The 19,726-nt window shown below is 38.5% G+C and carries 14 protein-coding genes and 2 pseudogenes; 8 read left to right on the top strand and 8 right to left on the bottom strand.

The features are described from left to right. Positions 1–85 precede the first annotated feature (85 nt). Together AC625_RS27480 and AC625_RS27475 are read left to right on the top strand one after the other, a co-directional pair. Positions 86–682, top strand: a pseudogene (locus tag AC625_RS27480) (TerD family protein); the annotation flags it as partial. Between the two features lie 60 nt (positions 683–742). After that, complete coding sequence (locus AC625_RS27475; protein ID WP_049683551.1) at positions 743–1,447, top strand: vWA domain-containing protein; 705 nt, start codon at positions 743–745, stop codon at positions 1,445–1,447. A 395-nt stretch (positions 1,448–1,842) separates the two neighbouring features. On the opposite strand, the gene larA is transcribed toward AC625_RS27475, so the two are convergent. From larA to AC625_RS02370, 3 genes are all read right to left on the bottom strand, one after another. After that, positions 1,843–3,105, bottom strand: a complete 1,263-nt coding sequence (gene larA / locus AC625_RS02380; RefSeq protein WP_049679826.1) for a nickel-dependent lactate racemase — start codon at positions 3,103–3,105, stop codon at positions 1,843–1,845. 194 nt (positions 3,106–3,299) lie between these two features. Next, complete coding sequence (locus AC625_RS02375; RefSeq protein WP_049679825.1) at positions 3,300–4,424, bottom strand: 2-keto-3-deoxygluconate permease; 1,125 nt, start codon at positions 4,422–4,424, stop codon at positions 3,300–3,302. Between the two features lie 111 nt (positions 4,425–4,535). Then, positions 4,536–5,702, bottom strand: a complete 1,167-nt coding sequence (locus tag AC625_RS02370) for a glycerate kinase (protein WP_049679824.1) — start codon at positions 5,700–5,702, stop codon at positions 4,536–4,538. Between the two features lie 145 nt (positions 5,703–5,847). Here AC625_RS02370 and AC625_RS02365 point away from each other — a divergent pair, with 145 nt between their 5' ends. Further along, on the top strand, positions 5,848–6,939 hold the full coding sequence (locus AC625_RS02365) for a CdaR family transcriptional regulator (RefSeq protein WP_049679823.1): 1,092 nt from the start codon (positions 5,848–5,850) through the stop codon (positions 6,937–6,939). 144 nt (positions 6,940–7,083) lie between these two features. Here the strand turns inward: AC625_RS02365 and AC625_RS02360 are convergent, their stop codons facing one another. Next, positions 7,084–8,124: an ATP-grasp domain-containing protein gene (locus AC625_RS02360; protein WP_049679822.1), complete on the bottom strand. Its 1,041-nt coding sequence runs from the start codon at positions 8,122–8,124 to the stop codon at positions 7,084–7,086. Between the two features lie 361 nt (positions 8,125–8,485). Between AC625_RS02360 and AC625_RS25310 the strand changes: the two are divergent. Both AC625_RS25310 and AC625_RS02345 read left to right on the top strand, forming a co-directional pair. Beyond that, positions 8,486–9,462: pseudogene (locus AC625_RS25310) on the top strand (IS1595 family transposase). Beyond that, positions 9,459–10,088 carry a class I SAM-dependent methyltransferase gene (locus AC625_RS02345; protein ID WP_049679821.1) on the top strand — a complete coding sequence of 210 codons (630 nt, stop codon included), beginning with the start codon at positions 9,459–9,461 and terminating at the stop codon, positions 10,086–10,088. Before AC625_RS25310 ends, AC625_RS02345 begins: the two are co-directional and overlap by 4 nt. A gap of 162 nt (positions 10,089–10,250) precedes the next feature. Here the strand turns inward: AC625_RS02345 and AC625_RS28080 are convergent, their stop codons facing one another. After that, positions 10,251–10,379 (bottom strand): hypothetical protein, encoded by a 129-nt coding sequence (locus tag AC625_RS28080; RefSeq protein ID WP_281177210.1) that lies wholly within the window; start codon positions 10,377–10,379, stop codon positions 10,251–10,253. Positions 10,380–10,642: 263 nt separating this feature from the next. Here AC625_RS28080 and AC625_RS02340 point away from each other — a divergent pair, with 263 nt between their 5' ends. The 3 genes from AC625_RS02340 (at position 10,643) to AC625_RS02330 (ending at position 13,754) form a co-directional block, all read left to right on the top strand. Then, on the top strand, positions 10,643–10,975 hold the full coding sequence (locus AC625_RS02340; protein ID WP_049679820.1) for a metal-sensitive transcriptional regulator: 333 nt from the start codon (positions 10,643–10,645) through the stop codon (positions 10,973–10,975). Positions 10,976–11,053: 78 nt separating this feature from the next. Continuing rightward, on the top strand, positions 11,054–11,260 hold the full coding sequence (gene copZ / locus AC625_RS02335) for a copper chaperone CopZ (RefSeq protein ID WP_049679819.1): 207 nt from the start codon (positions 11,054–11,056) through the stop codon (positions 11,258–11,260). An 82-nt stretch (positions 11,261–11,342) separates the two neighbouring features. Then, positions 11,343–13,754, top strand: coding sequence for a heavy metal translocating P-type ATPase (locus tag AC625_RS02330; RefSeq protein ID WP_049679818.1), 2,412 nt, complete (start codon positions 11,343–11,345; stop codon positions 13,752–13,754). A gap of 487 nt (positions 13,755–14,241) precedes the next feature. On the opposite strand, the gene AC625_RS02325 is transcribed toward AC625_RS02330, so the two are convergent. The 3 genes from AC625_RS02325 to AC625_RS02315 form a co-directional block, all read right to left on the bottom strand. Then, positions 14,242–15,609 carry an FAD-dependent oxidoreductase gene (locus AC625_RS02325; RefSeq protein WP_049679817.1) on the bottom strand — a complete coding sequence of 456 codons (1,368 nt, stop codon included), beginning with the start codon at positions 15,607–15,609 and terminating at the stop codon, positions 14,242–14,244. A 268-nt stretch (positions 15,610–15,877) separates the two neighbouring features. Next, a complete protein-coding gene (locus AC625_RS02320; protein WP_049679816.1) occupies positions 15,878–17,671 on the bottom strand; it encodes an ABC transporter ATP-binding protein in 1,794 nt (597 codons plus the stop codon). Beyond that, the gene (locus AC625_RS02315) at positions 17,643–19,403 is read right to left on the bottom strand and encodes an ABC transporter ATP-binding protein (RefSeq protein ID WP_245644906.1); all 1,761 of its coding nucleotides are present in this window, start codon (positions 19,401–19,403) and stop codon (positions 17,643–17,645) included. The genes AC625_RS02320 and AC625_RS02315 overlap by 29 nt, the downstream gene beginning before the upstream one ends. Positions 19,404–19,726: the final 323 nt, after the last annotated feature.

The raw sequence follows: 19,726 nt of genomic DNA, 5'->3' as shown, positions 1-19,726 counted from the left end.
CAAAAATCACTGAAAAACTCTTGTATCTATTATAACGTATTTGCCCGCAAAAGGTTTCATTGAAGTTACTGACTTTTGGATATATATGTATCAAACAATTGACCCTTTCGTGTACAATGAAAAGAAGATTATTGAAGGATGTGTTCGTATACTTACCTTAGTTAAAGGCCAGAGAATGAATCTGAGCAAACAATACCCGCACACGAAAAAATGGCGCATTACTATAGCATGGGATATTTCCACTCCCTATGAGAGTAGCCAATACGATGTTGACGTATCCGTATTTATGTTAAATGAACAGCGAAAAATTCCTCTTGAAGAGTACTTTATCTTTTATAACCAGCGGGTATCTCCGGACAAGTCTCTTATCTTGGCAAATCAAATGCACAATGCAGCGAAGCAACATATGACCCTGGACATGCCCTACATAAGGAGCGACATTCAAGAACTACTCTTCGTCCTGACCATACATAATGCTGCTGAAAAAAATCAAAGCTTCCAGCACTTTCGCTCCATCCACATGACCCTTGAAGACTTTGACACAAACGACACCCTCATTTCCTTTACCGAAAATCAGTTCCATGACGAAACAGCTTGTGAACTAGGGAATATTTACAACAAGGACGATGACTGGCGTTTTAATCCAGTTGGCAGAGGGTATAATGCCGGGCTTCAGGAATTCTTGGATCTTTATCACGAGGAAACCGAGGAGACTCCTAAACCGGTGCCCGAGCCTGTTCAAATAACCGAGCCGTTAAAACTCACTAGTTTTGACCTGCTCAAGAAAAAAGTCGATATCGCGTTGGAGAAAAAGGCACTACAGAAAGGAATTTCCCGAGTAGGAGTGGTCCTTGATATATCAGGTTCGATGCGCAGGCTTTATCAAAACGGCACCGTTCAAAACGTTATTGAAAGGCTCCTTGCATTGGCAACCCGCTTCGATGATGACGGCGTCTTAGACGTATGGATTTATGACAATGAATTCACACGGATGCCTTCGATTACCGAGAACGACTTCACTGATTATATCGAACGCGAAATCCTTTCTAATCCAACAGTAAAAAAGTTTGGTGCCAATAATGAACCACCTGTTATGAGAGATGTATTACAAAAATATTTAGAAGAAGAAACAAGCGAGGTACCGGTCTATTTGATTTTCATCAATGATGGCGGCGTGAAGAAGGCAAGCCGGAAACAAGACAATGTTTCAAAAGTATTGATTGAATCATCCAATCAGCCCTTGTTTTGGCAGTTCGTCGGAATTGGTAACGGAAACTTTGACGTCCTTAAGAAGCTCGACAATTTAGAAGGCCGCTTCATCGACAATGCAAACTTTTTTCAGATCGTCGACATCGAGAATGAGAGTGACCATGATTTGTATAATAAATTACTCAATGAATTTCCGTTATGGATAAAAGAAGCGAAAAGCAAGCATGTAATTATTTAAGTGCAATAAGAGGATGTCCCATAAGTGTTTACCCCAGCACTCGCCACATAGTTATTCGTGTTGCTTGCACTTCATTTAAAAACTCGGTTGCAAAATGATGCGGGATGAGCAAGTTTAGGCAGAAACACCGGACTTGATGCATGCTTCACCTCACCTTTTCAACCATAGCAACCCGGAATTCAAATTTGCGTGTCAGAATCACTACTTTTCGAGCGAGATTTGAGATTTGCGCGCCGAAGCCACTTTTGTTGTCTTAGAAACGAAATTTCGGATAAAAGTATACTATATGTAGTAATTACGGGGGATGTTATAGGACATCCCCTTATATGTGTACCTTACTTATAATTTTTTATAAAAAGTATACCAATTCTCTATCCTCCCCTCCCGGTCTCAATTTACTCTTCTACATAAGGTATCGTTAGTGGACCCAAAGGCAAAACAGCTATCGACATATCCTCACCATAAATCTGTTTTAATTCCTCAAGCGTTTGTTCAATGTTATCCGTGCTTTTTAGCATGGCGCCCTTCACTTGCTCATCCGTAAGTTTAGAATAAACATATACATCCGCCCACACTTGAATAACCGCCTGTTTTTGAACTTGCCATTGATCGAACATTTTAAATTCAGGACTGCTTATCAAATCTAATAACTCTTGAGGACTTTTCGCCATGTCAAAAATCTTCGAATAGTTGCCGTGGCTCGGAAGCCCATCTGAACATTCGGATGCAATAATAATTGCGCCTCCTTTTTTCACGATTTTATGCGCGGCGCTCATCCCCTTCACCGCTTGATAAAGATTTTGATCAAGAGGGTAGCCTGAATTTGATGTAATGACTACATCAAATCGTTTTGCGCACTGTATCATCGCATGTTCCTTAACAAACGCACACCCCTTGTCATGTGCTTCATATAATTCACCAGCAAATACAGCTGTTATTTCTTTGTCTTTATTTAAAGTGACGTTCAACATGAAGTCTGGTTTACACATTTGATTTATTTCACGCGTCATTTCTTGAACAGGGTTGTTCTCCATATTTCCCCATGTTGATAGGGGGTCCCCGATCATTCTTGCATTATGAAATGTCATGATTGTCTCTATCCCAGCAATCCCCGGCATAATGCCTTTAGGTCCTCCAGAAAACCCGGCAAAAAAATGGGGTTCAATAAAACCTGTTACAATCCGAAAATCAGCTTCCACATACTCTTTATTTAAATAAACATCACAACCAAACTTGCTCTGCCCCAAATTAACTAATGTTTCTTTATCATGGCAATTATTATTGATGATACGAATATTGTCTACGACCCATTCACCAAGCATCAAAACAAACTCTTCACTTGTTTGGTCCCGATGGGTGCCAGTGCCGTTTATAATGACAAAATTCTCTAGTGGAACATGGCTCAACTCCTCAATCAGCCAAGGAACTAGTTTATGATTAGGAGTTGGTCTTGTAATATCACTGATAACAATCGCGACCGTATCTGTCGCTTTAACGGTTTCCTTAAGGGAGCGAGCACCTATTGGATTTCTAAGAGCATGTGTGACCGCCTCTTTTTCTTCCTCCATTCCCAATAGATTGTTTGGCTCAACCAAGAATACATCATCAGGTAAATCAAGTAATAATCCGTCTTTTCCGTACAATAAATTTGTTTTCATATCTATTTCCTTTCCCTATAAAAATAAAAGTAGCGAAGTAAACATTCAAAAAAAGAGTGGCTTTAAGTAAAAAGACTAGAGGGTGTCCGAACCAAAAACGGACACCACAACTACTTTATATACAATTCATATATTGTCTATTAACATCTTAAACTACGTTAATATTTCAATGGCAGCCCCTTTTAGAAATCCTTTTAATTGATAGATGAATGAGTCACTTTGTTGATATCATTATTTGGACCTGGGCCTTCAATCGTACCATCGATACCACGCTTCTTTTGATATTTATCTACTAAAATAACAGCGATTGGACACAAAATAGCAGTCGTTAAGGTAGCGATTGAGATTTGCGCGGTAGCAACGTTTACTATACTTGCATAGCTAGCAGCCTCCGCATTACTCATCATGCCAGAACTCGCTGCAACTGCGGATGCAGCTGCTATCGCTGCAGGGGTAGCTGCGGCATTTCCTGCTGTCGATGCTTCAGCAACAGGACCGATATAACTTTTTTCTTTGAATAACTTGAATACTAGAATACCTGTCGTAGCAGTAAGGACCGTTGTTAAAATTCCGATTGTAAGACCTGCAGCAACAACGGATGGGTTGAAGAAGTTAGCAAGATTCATCCCCGCCCCCAAAGCAAAGGCGAAGAATGGAACTGGTAGGATTTCTCCTGGCTTTAAAAAAGCTCGGATTTCAGGATCTAAATTTCCAAGTAACATCCCTAAACCAATTGGCAGTAAAACAGCGATAAAAGCGATGACCGGAAAACTAGAACCTAATAAACCTAAAGACATAAGAGTGAGGAATGGACCATCGTTTAAAGATAGAACTGACACTGCGCCAACATCCGAACGGTTTCCATATTGACCCGTCAATGCTACATACATTCCACCGTTTCCATTTGTCATAGCGGCAATAATAGCCAATGTAGACAAGCCAAGAATCCCATCCATTGGATCGAAAAAGATTCCAAATAGTAGTCCTATTGTAAGACCGGTTAAATATTTTGAAGATGTGAGCAAGACACCTTTCTTAAGTGCTCTCCCACCTACTTTCAAGTTCATTTGACTTCCAGCACAGAAGAGAAAAAGTGCTATTAATACCAGCGAACCATTTTTAAATAATGCCTCCGAAAACCCACCGATTCGTAAAAATTCATAAAATCCATCTGGTGTTTGAGCGACCCCAAGCGTCTTCAAGAAATTCATGACAAAAGGGATATGCATTTGATCGATGGTATTTAGTAACGCCCCAAACAAAAGAGGAACGACCATTAATCCACCCGGAACTTTTTCTATCGTTTTTTTGATTTTCATATGCCAAACCTCCCTTTATCTATTTAGTTGATGATACAGTGAACCTTCTATCAGTGGGGGGTCTTTCATACCCACTGATGGTTAGTCCCCACCTAAGCTTCTTCGATTCCTCTAATTCTCGAGGTGGGGGTTTTGACTTTCCGTTAATGCGGGATAAAAAAATGAACGAATAACTTGCTCCGAACAATGCTCTAATAATTCACCTGCACGTTCCATTGCTTCACTCAGCATCATCGGTTGATTAATAATACTGTTCACACTTACTACCCCAAATTGATATAAAGTTTCAATACCTGGCCCAATAGATCCTGCCAGAATGATAGAAGGAATCCCTTGTGATTTAGCGGCTTGCGCTACTCCCATTGGCGTCTTTCCAGATGCTGTCTGAAAGTCAACCTGGCCCTCTCCAGTAATCACAAGATCTGCCCCGATAAGCGCTTGCTGTAACTTCGTATATTCAATGACAATGTCGATCCCACGCCTCATTTCAGCAGGGAAAAATGCTTGGAAAGCTCCGCCAAGACCTCCAGCTGCCCCAGCACCAGGTCGGTCATGAAGATGGATACCTGTGACCTTTTCAACTTCATCTGCCCAGTGAGCCAAACATTGATCCAACATCTTTACATCTTCAATTGTCGCGCCCTTCTGTGGTCCAAAAACAGAAGACGCTCCATCTGATCCGATTAAAGGATTTTGTACATCGGAAGCTATCAGAAATTTCCTACCTTTAATTCTTTTGTCAAATCCACTGACATCGACTGAGTTTATTCGGGCTAATTCAGCTCCACCAAAGGAAATCTCCTTTCCATTTTCATCTAAAAGCTTCATCCCTAGAGCCTGTAACATCCCAGCCCCTCCATCATTTGTAGCAGAACCGCCAATTGCCAAAATGAAAGATTGAAACCCATCATCTAAAGCTTGTTTGATTAATTCTCCAGTTCCATACGTAGTTGCAAGTCTGGGGTTAAGCTGTTCATGAGGGATGAGTGCAAGCCCTGATGCAGACGCCATTTCAATGACACATGTTTCTTCATCCCCTAATACGCCATATTCAGCTTCCACCGTTTCGCCGAGTGGTCCAGAAACAGCTACACGCTTTTTACTACCGCCTGTAGCTACAACCAATGTCTCCATCGTCCCTTCACCACCATCAGCTATAGGTAACAAGACCGTTTCTGCATCAGGAAGAGCCTTTTTAATGCCTTTTTTAATAGAGATGGATGCTTCTACTGCACTTAAACTACCTTTAAATGAATCTGGCGCAATAACGATTTTCATAATCTCCCCCCTTTCTAGAAAACGCTTTCAATTTATGATTTAATTATAACTGAACTTGACTCTTGAAAGCTTCGTGTTTAACGTATAAAATACGAGGATTATTTTCTGAATATTTTGTTTGGATTAACTAAAACATGGAGGAATTATGTTAACAAGGAGTATTGCTCATACAATTGTTAAGGAAACTTCAATACGTCTTAACCGGAATATCAATATCATGAATGATTCAGGTATTATCATCGCTTCCCGAGATGTTGAAAGAATCGATGATATTCACGAAGGAGCACTTCACGTTTTAAAAACCGGGCAGACGCTAACGATTCCTTCTAATCAAAGTGTAGCCTGGAAAGGGTCTCACCCTGGTATCAACCTACCCATTGTTTTTCAAGACAAGATTGTTGGGGTCATTGGGATTACAGGTAATCCAGATGAAATGGCTGATTTAGGGGAACTAGTCAAGATGACAACAGAATTAATGATAAAGGCAGAATATATGACCTCCCAAATGGAGTGGAAGAAACGAACAAAAGAAATGGTGATTGAAGAATTATTGAAGATTAATCCATCCTTTGATCATATTAGTCGTGGTCTTAATTTACTTGGCATTAGCTTTCATCCTCCGTATAATACCGTTGTCATTCAAATGGCTGAAGGTACGATTACGAATCATACTGTTGTAGAAAAGATAGAAGAAATACTAGGTGAGGAGAACGGTATTATTGGTTTTATTAACACAAATCGTATCTTTTTGGCTTTTTCCAACCAAGCACAAATGAAGATTGATAAAAAACTTGAGGAAATTTATCATGCACTAAAAAAACTTCAACTAACATTTCGCCTAGCCATTAGTATTCCGTTTGATTCTCTAAATATGTTTTATCAATCCTATCAAGATTGTGATTTAGCACTTGCGATCAGCAATCCTTCTGAAGAAGTAATCTCTTTCGCTGACGTCGAACTCAAAGTTTTAATTCATCAACTTAATCCATATGAATCTGAAAGGTTTTACCAAAGAGTTATGACGAAAACACTCATAAAATATACCGACACACTTGAAAGCTTTTTTCAAAATAACTTTAACATCCAACAAACTGCGGATGAACTATTTATCCATAGAAACACTTTAATTTATCGATTGAAGAAAATTGAAGAGGATACCGGATATAATCCTAAACACTTCAAAGATGCCATCACTTTGCAGCTTGCGATTTGGATCTCACACAAAATGAAGAAATAACCAAAGTAAATCATAGTAAGAACATGAAAAGGGTCTGACCTCACACACTATACACCGTTTATAGTGTCATTTACACGACATATAAACCATATATAGAAGATGTGGGGTCTGACCCTTTCTTTTTTGGACACCCATTTCATAATATTAGATAGCTTTTTCCATCTGCCCTTTTCCCAAAATAACTGCATTCTCAATATGGGTAGCTCTTATATCGAATATCGGCTTCTCTACTCGTGCATCACCTGTTAATAACAATCTCACGGCAAGATAAGGGAAATTTACTCCTGAAAGCGTTGAAATGTGTAAGCCGCCTGACATACGCGGATTGATTTCCAAAAGCTTTGGAACGCCTTGATTATATTTTACTTGCACATTGTACACGTATGGAATGTTGTAAACATCATGAATTGATTGGGCTAATTGAAGTAGCTCGGGTACTTCCTTCAGCTCGCGTATCCTGCCCCCTGCTTTCTTACGAGGTACGGCTGCAAGAAGTTCTCCTCCATAAGCTAGGCAATCAATACTATATTCAAAATCAGCCAAATATTCCAATACCATTAATGGTTGAAAGGAAGCTTCTGATGCCAAGATTTTATATGCATCATTGTACGAAACTTTATGGGAAATATAACCGAATAAATCTTTCAATCCGTCAGCTTCACGTTTAATTACTCTGAATCCTTCGCCACCCCTACCGTCAACCGGTTTGACGCAGACCGTTTTCCCACAACTATGTAATTTATGATATGCTTTTGCAAATTGCTCAGCGGTTGTTACAATATGATAGTCCGGTATAAATTTCTCTAATCCATTTTTCTCAAAAGATTCATAGAGCTTTCCTTTATCCGAAATTGTCTCCATCAACGAATAATCATCAATCACTAAGACGCGCGTCCCTACTTCATCGAATCGTTTGAGCTGCTTCGAAATTTCCAATGCGTGCTGATACGGTATGAATACATTGATTTGATTCTTTTTACAAAAATCGACGCAATATTGGATATACGCTTCTCCATCTATTTCAGGCTCCGTTTCTGAATGGTCACACACGTGAAAATACACCGTATTTGGATTAGAATGCGTCCCAAAAATCTCGAACTCCATTCCGTCAGGATTATTTTTTATCGCTTCAATAAAATGATACGCTGTCGAAAACCAGCGATTGAACCAAATTCTTTTCTTCATCTAACATATCCTCTCTTACCCTTATTAGGCATCATTATGTTATAGTTTTACCATCTTCACAATGATTTATTCTATAATTTCCCAATCGCGTCTTTCTTCACAAGGAAAGGCTGCCAATCTAATAGTAAGAAACGAGCTATACGTGTATGGATGAACAGAAAGTTTATTTTTTATTCCCTTTCATAATTTTCGAACCGAGTGCACCAACTATTAAAATGACAAATGAAATAACATTCGTGTCTTAAAAAAGAGGCTATGTTTTAAATCAATGTTGAAATTTGATATAGTTTCGTGAATATGCGATAATTTTGCGATATTCAATGGAAGTAGGGCATGACTATGGCATATTTAAGCACTATATATAGAACAAATAAAAAGATTACCGTTACACCAACAACAGCATATATATTCTTTTTTAGAGGAAGTGCTTGTGTTGGGCTCACAAGTAAGTCAAATTACACAGGAAGTTAAAGATTTTAGATTTGCCAAGGGGAAAGTCTGCCCTCATTGCGGTGCTGAAACTGTATCAAGAAACGGAAGATATAATGGTAACAACGATATATATGTAAGTCATGCCGAAAGACCTTTACTGACTTTACTAACTCTGCTACTTACAAGAGTAAGAAAACATTAGATAAGTGGCTTAAATATGCGAAGTGTATGATAAATGGTTATTCCATTAGGAAAAGTGCCGCAATTGTTGGCATTAACATAGCAACAAGTTTCTTTGGGAGGCATAAAATCCTTGACTGCATAAGAGTATTTTTTGCTGAAAGTTTTAAAGGTACGAAACCTTCTAAAATGCCAAGAAAATCTCGTAAAGAGGTAAGCAGGTTAAAAAGAGAGGTATATCTAACGAACAAGTATGTATAGCAACTGCTATTGATAGGCAAGGTAATTTAATCATGGAATTACTATGTAAGGGCAGAATGACACATCAAGAATTAGAAAGGCTCTATGATGGCCGTATAGGGGATAACTTTTATGACGATCCTTTGTACTGATAGTCATAAGAGTTATGTTCAGTTCGCCCATGATTTTTCGTTAGACCATAAGCGTGTAAAAAGAGGAAAGCATAAAGAAGGAATATACCATATTCAACACATAAATACTGTTCACAGCAAATTAAAGAAGTCGATGAATAGGTTTAATGGTGTTGCAACTAAATATATCAGTAACTATATGTACTGGTTCAAATGGCTTGAACTATTTGAAAATGATAAAGAAGCAACAAAGGTAAAAAACTTTATGGTTCAATGTAATGTAGCCTATGCTTATACAAAAACAGCAGGTTTTAAAGAAAGAGAGCCAATATTTGTAAAGGAGATTGAGGTATGACAGAATTCTGGGAATCAAGTTTTGTAGAAAATCAAATGATGTGGGGATTTGAACCTTCAGACTCCGCAATCTTGACAAAGGACTTTTTTCTTGAAAAGAAAGTTAAGGATATATTGTTTCCTGGTATTGGATATGGTAGAAATGCAAAGGTTTTTATTGAAAACGGAATAAATGTAACAGGTATTGAGATTTCAAAAACAGCGATTGAATTGGCAAGGCAAAATGGGCTTAATATGAGTATTTTTCATGGTTCAGTAACCGATATGCCTTTTGATAACAAACTTTATGATGGTATATTTTGTTATGCACTTATTCACTTACTGAATAATCGTGAGAGAGATAAGTTTATTAAAGATTGCTATAATCAGTTAAAGCCAAACGGATATATGATTTTTACTACTATTTCAAAAGAAGCCCCAATGTTTGGAAAGGGCAAACAACTGGGTAAAGACTATTTCGAGATCATGGAAGGGGTAAAAATGTTTTTTTATGATTCTGACTCGATAAAACAAGAATTTGGAAAATATGGACTAATAGAATTTCCGGAAATTGTTGAGCCACATAAGAATTTGGAAAATAAGCCTCCATTTAAATTTATAATGGTAAAATGTCAAAAAGAACTATAATTACAATTACATAAAAAATCAAAAATAGTGAATTGTTAATTGATAAGGCTTATGTATAACCTATTCACTAAGACTTTCAAGTGCTTACGCATTATTCTTAAAAGGCGAATTAAGGGAAGTCAAAGGGCTTCCCTTAAAAATCGCTTAATTTTCAACACTATTTTAAACATAGCCAAAAAAGATTGTAAAGGGAACATCCAGAAATAAAAACACCGCCGTCATAATACGTCCTGCTAATAAGACAAGTCCGATTACTAGCATCCAATTAAACACTTTCTCTACAAAATCCATCGAGTTCCCCTTTGTTATTTAATCACTTCCCTCATACAGTCGCTTTCTGTACAATTTTAATTAATTCATTACTATACGTTTCTAAATCTACTTTCTGGGTATAATTTAGATTAACCATTAGGTACTCTCCTCCATCATTAAGAAACGTGTTTATACTAAAGCTGTAAGAGAAAAGATTAAACTTTTTTTAAAAGGCAAAACTCTCCTCTTTACATACCCTACTTAGGTATCGTATAGTGGAGTCAAGGTAGGAGGTTGAGCTGATGGAAAACACAGGGAAAGAAGTTGCTTGCGATGCAGAAGAAGCTGCGTCTTGTCGACAAAGCCATCATCCTGAGCGTGTGAAAAAGGATTTAACGAATCGCTTAAATCGAATCGAAGGTCAAATCCGTGGCATTAAGGGAATGATTGAAAAGGATGTATACTGTGATGATGTTATCACACAGCTTTCAGCAACACAATCGGCTTTAAATAGTGTCGCTAAGATTCTGTTAGAAGGTCATTTAAAAGGTTGTGTCGTGGATCGACTAGCTGAAGGGGACGATACTGTTTTAGATGAATTAGTAGTTACCATTCAAAGATTAATGAAAAAATAAAAGAAATTTCTCGTCTTCTATATACCCCTATAGCGTATGCTACACTAGATAATTTTTAATTTAAAGGAATGAAAAAACATGAAAAATATAACATTAAGCGTACAAGGAATGTCATGTGGACATTGTGTTCATTCAATCGAGGGAAGCGTTGGTCAATTAGCAGGCGTTGAGCAAGTAAAGGCAAACTTAGCGGATGCTCAAGTAGTAGTAGCATTCGATGAAACACAAGTATCACTAGAACAAATTAAAGAAACAATCGACGACCAAGGTTATGAAGTAGAATAAAAATAAGTCGGGTGCCCTCGTAGCACTCTCTTATTTTAAAAACTATATACCCCCAGTCGGTATAATCGAGGTGGAAAGTATCATGAATACAGCAGTTAAAGAAGCCAATCTGCAAATCACAGGAATGACGTGTGCAGCATGTGCGACACGTATTGAAAAAGGGTTAAATAAAATGGATGGTGTCGAACATGCAAATGTCAATTTAGCGCTTGAAAAATCATCGATTGCATATGATCCAACGAAACTTAGTGAAGCAGATTTTGAAAAGAAAATTGAGGCACTTGGTTATGGTGTCGTGAAACAAAAATCAGAGCTAGACATTACAGGAATGACATGTGCAGCCTGCGCAACACGCATTGAAAAAGGATTAAACAAAATCGAAGGGGTCTTATCTGCAAATGTCAACTTAGCACTTGAAAAAGCAACGATTGAATTTAACCCATCAGAAGTAGCGATTGCAGATATCATCGCAAAAGTCGAAAAGTTAGGCTATGGTGCGCACAAAAAAACAGATGAGCAGGAATCGATTGATCATCGTGAAAAAACAATCCAAACACAAAAACGTAAATTTATTATATCAGCTTGTTTTTCATTACCATTACTTTGGACGATGGTTGGACATTTTTCATTTACATCGTTCCTTTACGTACCGACTTTTTTAATGAATCCGTGGATACAAATGGTATTAGCCACACCCGTACAATTTATTATCGGAAAACAGTTCTATGTCGGTGCATACAAAGCATTACGAAATGGTAGTGCCAATATGGACGTACTTGTTGTCATGGGTACATCCGCTGCTTATTTCTACAGTGTGTACCAAGCGATTGTCACAATTGATTCACATCACGATGCGCACCTTTACTTTGAAACAAGTGCGGTACTGATTACACTGATTATTTTAGGTAAGTTATTTGAAGCAAAAGCAAAAGGTCGTTCATCGGAAGCGATAAAAAAATTAATGGGCTTACAAGCGAAAACAGCGATTGTTTTGCGCAACGGTGTTGAAAAGGAAATTCCATTAGAAGAAGTCGTGATGGGTGACACCATTTTAGTGAAACCAGGTGAAAAAATTCCAGTTGACGGTGAAGTACTAGAAGGAAATACTGCTGTTGATGAATCGATGTTAACTGGAGAAAGTCTCCCCGTTGATAAAAAGCAAGGTGACGCTTTATTCGGTTCAACGATTAATAAAAATGGCTTTATTCAAATGAAAGCAACGAAAGTTGGACGCGATACAGCATTAGCACAAATTATTAAAGTAGTCGAAGATGCGCAAGGTTCAAAAGCGCCGATTCAACGGTTAGCAGACCAAATTTCAGGTATTTTCGTCCCAATCGTTGTAGGAATTGCCATTATTGCCTTCCTTGTTTGGATTTTATGGGTGCAACCAAGTGAATTTACACCAGCACTTGAAGTGTTCATTGCGATACTTGTAATTGCATGTCCATGTGCACTGGGTCTTGCAACACCAACGTCCATTATGGCAGGATCTGGTCGTGCAGCTGAATTTGGTATTTTATTCAAAGGAGGCGAGCACTTAGAGCAGACACAAAGCATTGATACAGTTATTATTGATAAAACAGGTACAGTGACACATGGTAAACCGGTGTTAACAGATGTTGTCGTGGCAATTGGGCAAGACGAGAAACGTTTCTTATCACTAATCGGAGCAGCAGAGAAACAATCAGAGCACCCTCTAGCAGAAGCCATTGTTCAAGGTATTCAAGATAAAGGAATTGAACTAGGAAATGGGCAATTTTTCGAAGCGATTCCTGGTTACGGTGTGCAAGCAACGGTATCTGGTCAAAGTGTGGTCATTGGTACACGTAAATTAATGCAACAATACGGTATCAATGTTTCAAATGTTTTACCAACAATGGAACAACTCGAAGAAAACGGTAAAACAGCGATGCTTGCAGCGATTAATGGACAGTACGCTGGTTTAGTGGCCGTTGCAGATACAATTAAAGACACATCGAAAGAAGCTGTTCGTCGCCTGCTAGATATGGGCATTACGGTCATTATGATGACAGGTGATAACGAGCGTACAGCAAAAGCAATTGGTCAAGAAGTTGGCGTCGATCACATCATCGCAGAAGTGTTACCTGAAGGCAAAGCCGACGAAGTAAAAAAACTACAAGCGACGGGTAATAAGGTTGCAATGGTCGGTGACGGTATCAATGACGCTCCTGCCCTCGTAACGGCAAATATCGGGATGGCTATTGGAACAGGAACAGACGTTGCAATGGAAGCTGCTGATATTACACTAATTCGCGGCGACTTAAACAGTATTGCAGATGCAATCATTATGAGTCGTAAAACAATGCGCAACATTAAACAAAACTTATTCTGGGCATTTGCGTATAACACAATTGGTATTCCAATCGCAGCTGTAGGACTTCTTGCTCCTTGGGTTGCAGGTGCTGCAATGGCATTCAGTTCGGTATCCGTTGTATTAAATGCACTGCGATTACAACGAGTAAAGTTTTGAACTACCCTCCACTTAGTTTTCTATGGAAAATTTGAAGTGGGGGATTTAACTGCCCGCTAATCTGCGATAAAAGGAAAGGAAATTGAGTCGGGTCAATATTTTTTTGAACCAACTCTATTTTTTTCTTTATTTATATATTTCACCGTCCTGTATGCCAAGTTCTCTTACTTTATGCGTATTAAACTTTCCTACCTTCTGATTTTCCCCTCCCCCGTCCTCAAAGATTTTTTGTCTATTAATATTGCATATGAATTGGTAATAAAAAAACAGCTTGCTATTATTCATGAATCAACATATCGTTTTTATCAAACTTTAATATAAATTATCGGACTTTGTTATAAAGATGCTAATCATAGCTTACATCTACTTTTCACAATGAATAAACTGTCTTACGATTCAATGGTTTCATAGGATCTTTTCGTAGAACCAGCCTTATACTATATCTACATTTGCGAATTGTATATGATCCTTTTATATTCTAAATTGACTATACCAGTTCATCAAACAAGTAATTAAGGCTTTCGGTCATCGATGGATGTGTATAAATTTGATTTTTCAATGTATGATAGGTGTCTCCCGTATCCATATTGTATTTAATTAAGTTAATGATTTCATACGATTCGGCACAAAAAAGAGCTGCACCCAGAATTTCATCTGAACCTTTCTCAACAATTACTTGTAACATCCCTTCAGTTTCACCTACTAATTTCGCCCTTGGAATATCAGCCGCTGCCAAAGTAAACAGATCGAAGTTCACATTTTTGTCTATCGCTTCTTTTTCAGTCAAACCAATTCGGGATAGGGGCGGGTCAATAAATACCGAATAAGGTAGATACCCTCTTTTTTCTTGATTATATTCTTTCCCCCCAGTTAATTGGTCTGCTACGATTCGGTAATCATCTAAGGAAACATACGTAAATTGCGGTCCCCCCTTCACATCACCAATCGCAAAGATATGTGGTGTAGATGTTCGCAGTTGAGAATCAACAACAACCTCTTTTCGTTTACCCGTTTTAACGCCTGCTTTTTCCAACTGTAAACCATCGGTGTTTGGTTTTCGACCTGTTGCCAGTAATATAGCGTCAGATTGAAAATTTTTTTCAGCCCCTTCATTCGTAAACTCGATAACCAACTGATCTCCTTCTATTTTTTTACTTCGTGCTTGCAGATGGATTTCTATCCCTTTCTTTTCCAATGTCTCTCGAACAGCTTTAGCCACATCTCCATCTTCTTTTGGCAGGAAAGTGTCCCCGCGATCAAAAATACGGACTTTGGATCCGAAATCTGCATACATTGAAGCAAATTCCAAGCTGATATATCCACCGCCAATAATGGATAAAGTTTTCGGCAATCTTTCTTCATTAAGGAGTGTCTCGCTCGTATATACAACCGGATTATTGTCTATTCCAATTATATCTGGAAGAACTGGCGTCGCCCCTGTATTAATAATAATCGTTTCCGCATTTATTTGAATAACGCCATTTTCTTGTTCAACAGAAAGAGTGTGTTCATCAACAAATGAAGCAAACCCATCAATCACTTCTGCCACATTAGGTTGATTCACTTTTTTATAGTTACCAAGACGCAATTTATCGATAAATTCCTTTTTAGTTGCCATCACAGAAGCATACGTCTTTGCTTTTTCCTCCCACTCTTGATTTTGTCGAAATTGTAATTTCTTTGCTTCATGAATAAGATATTTAGTCGGGATACAAGCTACATTAATGCATGTCCCTCCATACATTTTTTTCGATTTTTCAACAACTGCTATATTCCAGCCTTTCTTACCAAGGAAGGAAGCCAGTGTTTTCCCACCTTTACCGAATCCAATAATCACTACATCATATTGTTTCATTTAAATTCTCTCCTTCCTTTTTCGCACTCTTTCTTACTATTCCCTGAAAAATAAGAACCATAAATACGATTGTGTATTCTAAACTAGATTTTCTCGTGGACATCCTTTCATCCAACTGATGGCTGTTATACCTCAATACCCACATCCCCCTTGAGTAAACGGTTCATTTTCCTAACATGAATGTTTTATATTTGGGCTTGACGCATGGAATACGTATAAAAAAGATGACTCAACTAGGGAACCCTCCCATTTGAGTCATCTTTTCAAATTAATTTGCCGTGTCTTCCAGTTGTCGGTTATAGAGTCCATAGTAAAATCCTTTTTCCTGAAGCAATGAGCTATGTGAACCTTTTTCAATAATTTCACCATCTTGAAGAACAAAAATTTGGTCTGCTTGCTGAATCGTATTCAATCGATGTGCAATGACGAAACTAGTTCTTCCCTTCATTAATCGTTGCAAAGCTTCTTGGATTTTCAATTCAGTGATCGTATCAATACTGCTGGTCGCTTCATCTAAAATCAGAATAATGGGATCAGCCAAGATGGCTCGGGCAATCGAAAGGAGCTGCCTTTGTCCCTGACTAATTCCGCTTCCGTCTTGCAAAAGCTGTGTGTCATACTGATTCGGGAGCTTCATGATAAACGAATGAGCATTCGCCTGTTTAGCTGCGCTCATCACTTCCTCGTCGGTTGCGTCCAGTCTACCATAGCGGATATTTTCTATGATCGTTCCTTGGAACAAGAACGAATCTTGCAAAACAAAGCCCATATGCCGGCGTAGACTCGACCGTTTTACATGCCGAATATCATGACCGTCAACAAGGATGCTGCCACTATCTGGATCATAAAAACGCGACAGTAAATTAATAAGGGTCGTTTTCCCTGCTCCAGTCGGACCTACAAATGCAATCGTTTCGCCCGAAGATGCACCGAAACTTACATTACGTACAGTATCCCTTGAATTGTCATAGGAAAAAGAAACAGACTGAAAGGTAACATGACCTTCTACATCGTCCAGCTCTTCTGCATCATTCTCGTCCCTTTCTTCGATCTCTTCATCTAGAATTTCAAATACGCGTTCAGCTCCTGCGACAGCAGATAACAACGTATTGAATTGGTTAGCTAAATCATTTAATGGACGGGTAAATTGCCTAGAATACTCGGTAAAAATCACGATGGTCCCAATAGAAATTTGACCTTTTAACGCCAAATACCCGCCAACTCCGGCAACAATCGCAAAGCTGAGGTTATTGAGCATATTCATTAGTTTCGGAATAAACCCTGAATAGGCTTGAGCCAGAAAACCTGATTGCTTCAGTTTTTTACTGCGTTCAATAAAATCCTCAATCACTTTATCTTCCTGAGAAAAAGTTTTCACGATTCGTTGTCCAGAAATCGTTTCCTCAATAAATCCATTTAAGGAGCCCAGATTTCGCTGTTGTTCTTTAAATAGTTTCCCTGTCCGTCCTGTAATCCATCTCATTCCGTAAAACATGATGGGAACGATGATGAGCGTTAACAATGTTAATAAAGGACTGAGCCATAGCATGACAGCTATCGTCCCAAGTAACGTAAGTACACTTGAGAAAATCTGAATGACCGAGCTATTCAATGTCGAACTGACATTTTCTATATCATTTGTTACTCGACTCATTAGTTCACCATGCTTGCGGCGATCGAAAAATGGAATTGGCAGTTTATGCAAGTGCCAGAAAAGCTGTTTTCTCATCTGATAAACTGAATCTTGAGCGATGCCGATCATCCAGTAGTTTTGTAGCCATGTCGATAGTGAGTAAAACACGTAGATGATAAATAAGCCTATCAGCATCATCGTTAATCCATTAGACTTTTTCATTACAATGAATTCGTCAACGGATACTCCTACTAAATACGGACCAAGTAGCCCCAACCCTGAGCTAACCACGACCATGAATAACACGAGAAACAGCATCGTTTTATTCGTTTCCAGATAGCTCCAAATTCGTTTAACGGTACCCAGCCAATTTTTCAGTTTTACTTTTGATTTCTGATCATTATGATAAGTGGGAGGTACTCTTTTCAACGGTCAGTCCCTCCTTTCCCAATTGGGACTGTACGATCTGCTGATATAGTGAATGGCTAGCCACAAGCTGTTTGTGTGAGCCTTTTGCAATCAATTCTCCTTCATCAAACAGCAAAATTTGATTTGCTTCTTTAGCGGTACTCACCTTTTGCGTAATAATCAACGTCGTACATGTATACGTTTTTAACGCATGTAAAAGCTTAGCTTCTGTTTTTAAATCCAACGCACTTGTACTATCATCCAGGAGCAGAATTTTCGGCTTTCTAACTAGCGCGCGAGCAATCGATAAACGTTGCTTTTGCCCTCCGGAAAGATTGACCCCTTTCTGACCAAGTGGCGTGTCATATTGATTCGTAAGCGCAGAAACCGTTTCATAAATTTGCGCATCTTTGGATGCCGCAATGATTTCCTCCATACTCGCATCGTTTTTCCCCCATGCGATATTATCTTGAATCGATCCTGAAAAGAGCAATGCCTCCTGTGGGACGAAGCCAATATTTTTCCGCAATATATCTAGCTTCACGGTTGTAATATCCTTACCGTCAATTGTAATTTGACCTTGGTCGACATCAAATAGCCGCGGAATCAATTGAAATAACGATGTTTTTCCTGATCCAGTTGCCCCCATAATTGCAATGGTTTCACCTGCTTTAGCCGTAAAGGTAATATTCCGTAAAGCATGCGTTTTTGCTGTTGGATATCGAAATGAAACATCCTTGAATGAAATTTCCCCGCTATGAATCTCATTTCCTCTGCTTTCTTCTTTTGTGTCAACTAAATCAACTTCTGTGTCAAATACATCGTTAATTCGACCTGCGGATGCTTGGGCACGAGAAATCGACATAATCAGCCAGGACAATACAGATAACGAAGCTGTGATTCTAGTCGCATAGTTGACAATGGCGACCACTTCTCCAACTTGAACATGACCAGTAGCAATATTCTTTTGACCAAGCCATAGAATCATGATAATACCCACATTCATGACGAACAGCAGAATCGGTGTTGATGTTTCGATTAATCGAAGCGATGACGCTGTTTCCTTTTTTAATGCATCACTTGCCTCATTAAATCGACTTGCTTCATGATCTTTGCGCAAGAAAGCTTTAATGAGGCGCATTCCCGTTAAATTCTCCTGCATGACTCCATTTACGTTATCTAGCTTTTCTTGGACGACTCGAAACATAACTGATGCCCGTTTCATTACCCAGGCAAGAAAAACAACAAGCACAGGAATAGAGATCAAAAGGACTAACGCCAATTTCAAGTTAATAAACAGAGCCATCACTGTACCAAGAATGACAAGCAACGGTGCACGGAGCATGATTCTCATCGCCATAAACACGGTGTTCTGCAGCACTGTAACATCATTCGTCATCCTCGTAATCAATGAAGATGTTGGATATTTCGTTAAGTTAGTGAACGAAAACGCTTGAACCTTCTTAAACAAATGACTTCGAATGTCATAGCCAAAGCCTTGGCTCACATGTGACGCAGCAAATGAGTTAATGATTCCACCAATAAAGGAGAGAAAAGAAATCCCTACCATCACACTTCCCCATTTTATGACAACTGCAAGATTCTCCTGCATAATGCCATCATCAATAATTTTTGCCATTAACAGCGGTTGCAACAACTCCACACCTAATTCAGCTAGCATAAGGAAAAGAGCAAGTGCCACCATCATTCGATAAGGCTTTAAATACGAAAAAATCTTCATACATTTCACCATGATGTCCTTTCCTAAAATTTCTATGTCGAAGTAAACCCGAACTATGGAAAATACTGACCTGATTCGCATCATACAAGCAAGCCTATAGTTAATAAACTATTTAGTAAAACGAAAGATAGATTCTTTAATCATACAGTTATTTTGTATATTTTTAAATAGTCTGAATTAGACTTCATTATCCTTCTCTTAATTTTAAAAAATCGAATAAAATTTCAATAGCCCCCTTGACTTATTTAATAAAATAAGAGAGAATTTAATTGATAATGATTTTCAATATCATTATCGACTTCTGAATCTCGAAAAATTATGCTCTTAGCATAATA

This window comes from Peribacillus loiseleuriae (genome assembly GCF_001183985.1).
Taxonomy (GTDB): Bacteria; Bacillota; Bacilli; order Bacillales; family DSM-1321; genus Peribacillus; species Peribacillus loiseleuriae.
The sequence above is the reverse complement of the archived record's forward strand: the minus strand, read 5'-3'. Positions and strand labels throughout refer to the sequence as shown.

Coding starts and splice junctions, on each gene's coding strand:
- AC625_RS28080 (WP_281177210.1), bottom strand. CDS start 10,379: ATGGATTTTGTAGAGAAAGTGTTTAATTGGATGCTAGTAATCGGACTT.
- AC625_RS02325 (WP_049679817.1), bottom strand. CDS start 15,609: ATGAAACAATATGATGTAGTGATTATTGGATTCGGTAAAGGTGGGAAA.
- AC625_RS02375 (WP_049679825.1), bottom strand. CDS start 4,424: ATGAAAATCAAAAAAACGATAGAAAAAGTTCCGGGTGGATTAATGGTC.
- AC625_RS02340 (WP_049679820.1), top strand. CDS start 10,643: ATGGAAAACACAGGGAAAGAAGTTGCTTGCGATGCAGAAGAAGCTGCG.
- AC625_RS02360 (WP_049679822.1), bottom strand. CDS start 8,124: ATGAAGAAAAGAATTTGGTTCAATCGCTGGTTTTCGACAGCGTATCAT.
- larA (WP_049679826.1), bottom strand. CDS start 3,105: ATGAAAACAAATTTATTGTACGGAAAAGACGGATTATTACTTGATTTA.
- AC625_RS02330 (WP_049679818.1), top strand. CDS start 11,343: ATGAATACAGCAGTTAAAGAAGCCAATCTGCAAATCACAGGAATGACG.
- AC625_RS02370 (WP_049679824.1), bottom strand. CDS start 5,702: ATGAAAATCGTTATTGCGCCAGATTCATTTAAAGGTAGTTTAAGTGCA.
- AC625_RS02365 (WP_049679823.1), top strand. CDS start 5,848: ATGTTAACAAGGAGTATTGCTCATACAATTGTTAAGGAAACTTCAATA.
- AC625_RS02315 (WP_245644906.1), bottom strand. CDS start 19,403: ATGGTGAAATGTATGAAGATTTTTTCGTATTTAAAGCCTTATCGAATG.
- AC625_RS02345 (WP_049679821.1), top strand. CDS start 9,459: ATGACAGAATTCTGGGAATCAAGTTTTGTAGAAAATCAAATGATGTGG.
- copZ (WP_049679819.1), top strand. CDS start 11,054: ATGAAAAATATAACATTAAGCGTACAAGGAATGTCATGTGGACATTGT.